Origin of the sequence: Vibrio sp. B183 (genome assembly GCF_000740665.1) — a bacterium.
GTDB classification, from domain to species: Bacteria; Pseudomonadota; Gammaproteobacteria; order Enterobacterales; family Vibrionaceae; genus Vibrio; species Vibrio coralliilyticus.
The window spans coordinates 1-3,493 of the sequence record NZ_JPQB01000050.1 but is presented as its reverse complement, the minus strand read 5'-3'; the positions used below and the strand labels follow the sequence as shown (position 1 = coordinate 3,493).

At 38.8% G+C, this 3,493-nt stretch carries 4 protein-coding genes; 1 reads left to right on the top strand and 3 read right to left on the bottom strand.

The window, feature by feature from the left end; genetic code table 11:
* Nucleotides 1-132: 132 nt before the first annotated feature.
* The 3 genes from IX95_RS25615 to IX95_RS25605 all read right to left on the bottom strand — a co-directional run bounded on the left by IX95_RS25615 (nucleotide 133) and on the right by IX95_RS25605 (nucleotide 2,870).
* Complete coding sequence (locus tag IX95_RS25615) at nucleotides 133-1,362, bottom strand: PIN-like domain-containing protein (protein ID WP_051912668.1); 1,230 nt, start codon at nucleotides 1,360-1,362, stop codon at nucleotides 133-135.
* Between the two features lie 99 nt (nucleotides 1,363-1,461).
* Nucleotides 1,462-1,734, bottom strand: a complete 273-nt coding sequence (locus tag IX95_RS26465; protein WP_152562081.1) for a hypothetical protein — start codon at nucleotides 1,732-1,734, stop codon at nucleotides 1,462-1,464.
* Between the two features lie 491 nt (nucleotides 1,735-2,225).
* A complete protein-coding gene (locus IX95_RS25605; RefSeq protein WP_038165187.1) occupies nucleotides 2,226-2,870 on the bottom strand; it encodes a hypothetical protein in 645 nt (214 codons plus the stop codon).
* A 326-nt stretch (nucleotides 2,871-3,196) separates the two neighbouring features.
* Here IX95_RS25605 and IX95_RS25600 point away from each other — a divergent pair, with 326 nt between their 5' ends.
* Nucleotides 3,197-3,469: a helix-turn-helix domain-containing protein gene (locus tag IX95_RS25600; protein WP_038165185.1), complete on the top strand. Its 273-nt coding sequence runs from the start codon at nucleotides 3,197-3,199 to the stop codon at nucleotides 3,467-3,469.
* Nucleotides 3,470-3,493 lie beyond the last annotated feature (24 nt).

The following is a 3,493-nucleotide window of genomic DNA, read 5'->3' as shown; positions in this document are numbered from 1 at the left end:
AGAATTGTGTTCTTAGAGACATGGCTCGTTACCTTAACTGACGTTAAAAGAAACAAGCTGGGAGTTATGTATTCATCAAGGTGATTATAACGAAAATGCTAAGCGTTGAAAATCACTCTTAAACAGTTTGTCCTATTCACTATCATCTTCATCTACTTCGCTCAAGTCATCATTTTCTGGAAGCTTTTCATCGCTGTTTGCTTTCTTTTTAATGGACTCCATCATGTATTGGAATATTGCTTTCTGTTTTCGAAACTCCGTCGCAATGTCATCAATGTCTACATCATCTTCTACCGCAATACTAGGCGTACCTATTACTGTCTCATAAGGAGCCAAGGACTTTGGATGACTCGATCTACCAACTCTTCCCTTTCGCTGAACAAAAGCTCGTGGTTCAATTGCATGTTGGTCGAGAAAACGATAGATGTTAGCAGTACTTGCTTCATCAATTGAACTATCATGGACACCCACTTCTAGTATTTTCTTACCACTTTCAAGGAATGTTGAAGTGCTATACATATGAAAAAACTCAACACCTGCTTCTTCATATATTTCTGTCTTCAAATTTGCATGAGGGCCTATTGTTTTCTTCCCTCTAGAATCCAAGGTATACCACCAATCATCTTTTGCGTCATCAGTTACAAACACAACGTATTTAATATTTGAATCCTTAACATTCTCTAACAATTGCTTCCACAAGATAAGATCTCCAAACTTCCTTTGATAAGTTAACCCATCAAAAGAGAAGGTTGAATCTTTAGCATTTGCTTTACTGTTGTCTTTAAAGCCAGGAGGAACGTTATTTTTATACCTAATTTCACCTTCTTGGTATAATTTATCTAACCATTGTTGATCTACAGGCTTATCACCTATTCGGTCAGAAACAATTTCATCAATTTTAGCCCTAATTTCATCATGAGAGCGTACGCAAGGCTGCTTATCATCCCAATACTTGACAGATCTTTTATAATTATTAACGAGCTTAGAAATTTCTTTCTGAAGCTCCTTTGTATTTTCACTTAATTTAGGGAATCGTCTTGATAATGCTAACTGATTAAAGTCATTCTCAAAGATCTTATCAATTTTACTCAAGGAGTCATCTATTTTCCTGAAGATAGCTTTCTCTTCCTTAACAACTTCTAGTCTTCTCCGCTGATACTCTAGTCCAACTTGATATGGTAACCATATCTTGGATTCAATCTTTTTTAACACCTCAAAGAAGTCGTTTCTTGTTTGCTCGGCGTAGCCATAAAGATTTATTAAAACATTAGTGTCAAAAACGAATATAGTCGAATCATCTTTCCAGGCGTCTTCTATTTGAATATCAGTTGGGCTATAAAATCCCTTAAACTTATCCTTCATTTTAATCCCTATTCGTTATGTTAAGGTGTGAGGAATACATTGCCAAAGCGACCGGATGCCAAAAATGCCGCACGTTGCACCTCACTCTTAAACAATTTGTTAGCCATTTATTTTATACGATGTAACACTGCTTTTAGGTAGCACTACAACTTCTTTTGTTTGGGTATCAACTAGGAATACAAAGCTTGAATTGCTAGTTAAATAAAACATATGAGCGTACTGAGCGTACTTACTTTGTAGCTTGATTGAGTAAATTGGTTTATATTCGTCTAAAAGTACATTTTCGACATTATCCTTAACTCTAAAACCAAGATGCATAAAAAAGAAAACAATCATTAAACATACAGCTCCGACTGTAATTTTGTTTTCCACAAATTTCCAAATAGGAATCTTAAAATACGTATACATTAGCAAAGAAAATACTAACGGAAATACAAAGATACTAGGCCAGCGGTCAATAAAATATACGCTAAAAGCTAACCCTAGGATGGAAGGTATAAGTATAATAGGCCAAAAGTAATCTTTACGTTTCTCTTTAATGTCGAGCTGCCCATCGTGAAGTTCATTATTTAACGCTCGATTTAAACCATACCTAATATCAATATAAATCTCTACTATCCGTTCTAGTCGAAGACTATGAAAAGTAACCATTAGGACTTAGAACTAGGACTATTAAGCAGGAGTAAATCTAGGAGTAGTAAAACGTACAAATGATGGTCTTGAGCCGCTCTGTTAGACCGACGACGGTTCAAATGAGGGGGGTTGATCAAAGGTAATGCGTCAGAACTGACGTATATAGCAGCGGTATTTAGCGCTAAACAACGCGAAAATCCCCAGCTAAGGGGCATAAGAGAAAAGGGCGCTTATATCGGGTTGGGTGACGCTTCAGTAGCTTGCAACGCTTGGCTTGTTGCTAATAGGCGTTCTTTGCGACGACGAGCGAGCAGGGTGATTGGAGTGAGAATGTACTTAATAGGGCGCTGCCATTGAGTCGCACGTTTCTTTAGGTACTTACGTGCCTTTTGTTTCGCTTCAAGACGTTCTTTAAGCATACCCAAATCAGCAAAGTATTTATCGGTGATCTTCTTAATCGACGCTAAACCGCGCCACTTTTCGAGGTTGTCTTTACCCGTATAACGCTCTCGAGGCTGTACAGAGGTTATCCAGCCTTTTCGGATTGCATAATCTTTGCACTGCTTAACACGCCATTCAGGCATGTTGAGTTCTTTGCCGATGTAACCCCAGGTTCTTAAAAGAAAGCCGTGTTGCGTATCAACGCCAATTTTGCCCGTAGTCAGGCACATTTCATTGACAAGAACATACATAAAACGGGCAACATCGTTTACCATGCTTTGTTGACTGGCTCGGCCGTTCTCTGTAAGAAAAGCGGCTGAAGATGAAGGATTGTTGAGGATTCGCATCATTACAGAATAATGCAGACGACACAAAGGACGCTCTTGGCGTTTCTTTCTCTGCTGTTCGTTATGCTGTAATGGATCGTAATTCATGCGGGGCTAAAGCCTAATCTTTGCTTGTATCTGACAATGAGTTGATTCAATTCTTATCTATCCGGTCAATACTTAAGAGGTTGCAATTCATCGTTCGGATTCCCCCCATAAGCGCTTCGAATCACTATGGGGGGATAAGTTTTGGATCTAATGCCAAATATATGATGAATCGCAAAGCCTCCCGGCTTGACGTGTCCGCGTATCTACAAAGCATCTCAAATACTTAGCTCAACTCAGACATATAGATTAAAGATCATTTGGAGTATCGGTGGCAAGTGTATTGTCCACCTGTGGCATACGCTATACTCCACGCAGGAGGTGCCAAAATGATAACTACAATGGATCTTTTGAAACGCTTAATTGTAGAGTTCAAGCTGGATAGTGACCGACAAGTAGCTAAATTGTTGGATATTAGCCACACATCAGTGCAGAACTGGCGAAAAGGCGGTGTCATGAGTGACGATATCGTTTGTGAAGTGGCAGATATGTTGGGTTTAGATGTGGACTTAACGTTGTTGGCGATACTGGCTGAACGATCCAAAAATGAACGTGTTGTAGAAGCAATTGAACGTTTAACAGAAACAAAAAAGTCAGCTTGATTAAGAGACAAAAAGTAAAGGTAA

Bases quoted from the DNA above. Each gene is read 5' to 3' on its own strand.
- IX95_RS25615 (WP_051912668.1), bottom strand. From the start codon at position 1,362: ATGAAGGATAAGTTTAAGGGATTTTATAGCCCAACTGATATTCAAATA.
- IX95_RS25605 (WP_038165187.1), bottom strand. From the start codon at position 2,870: ATGAATTACGATCCATTACAGCATAACGAACAGCAGAGAAAGAAACGC.
- IX95_RS25600 (WP_038165185.1), top strand. From the start codon at position 3,197: ATGATAACTACAATGGATCTTTTGAAACGCTTAATTGTAGAGTTCAAG.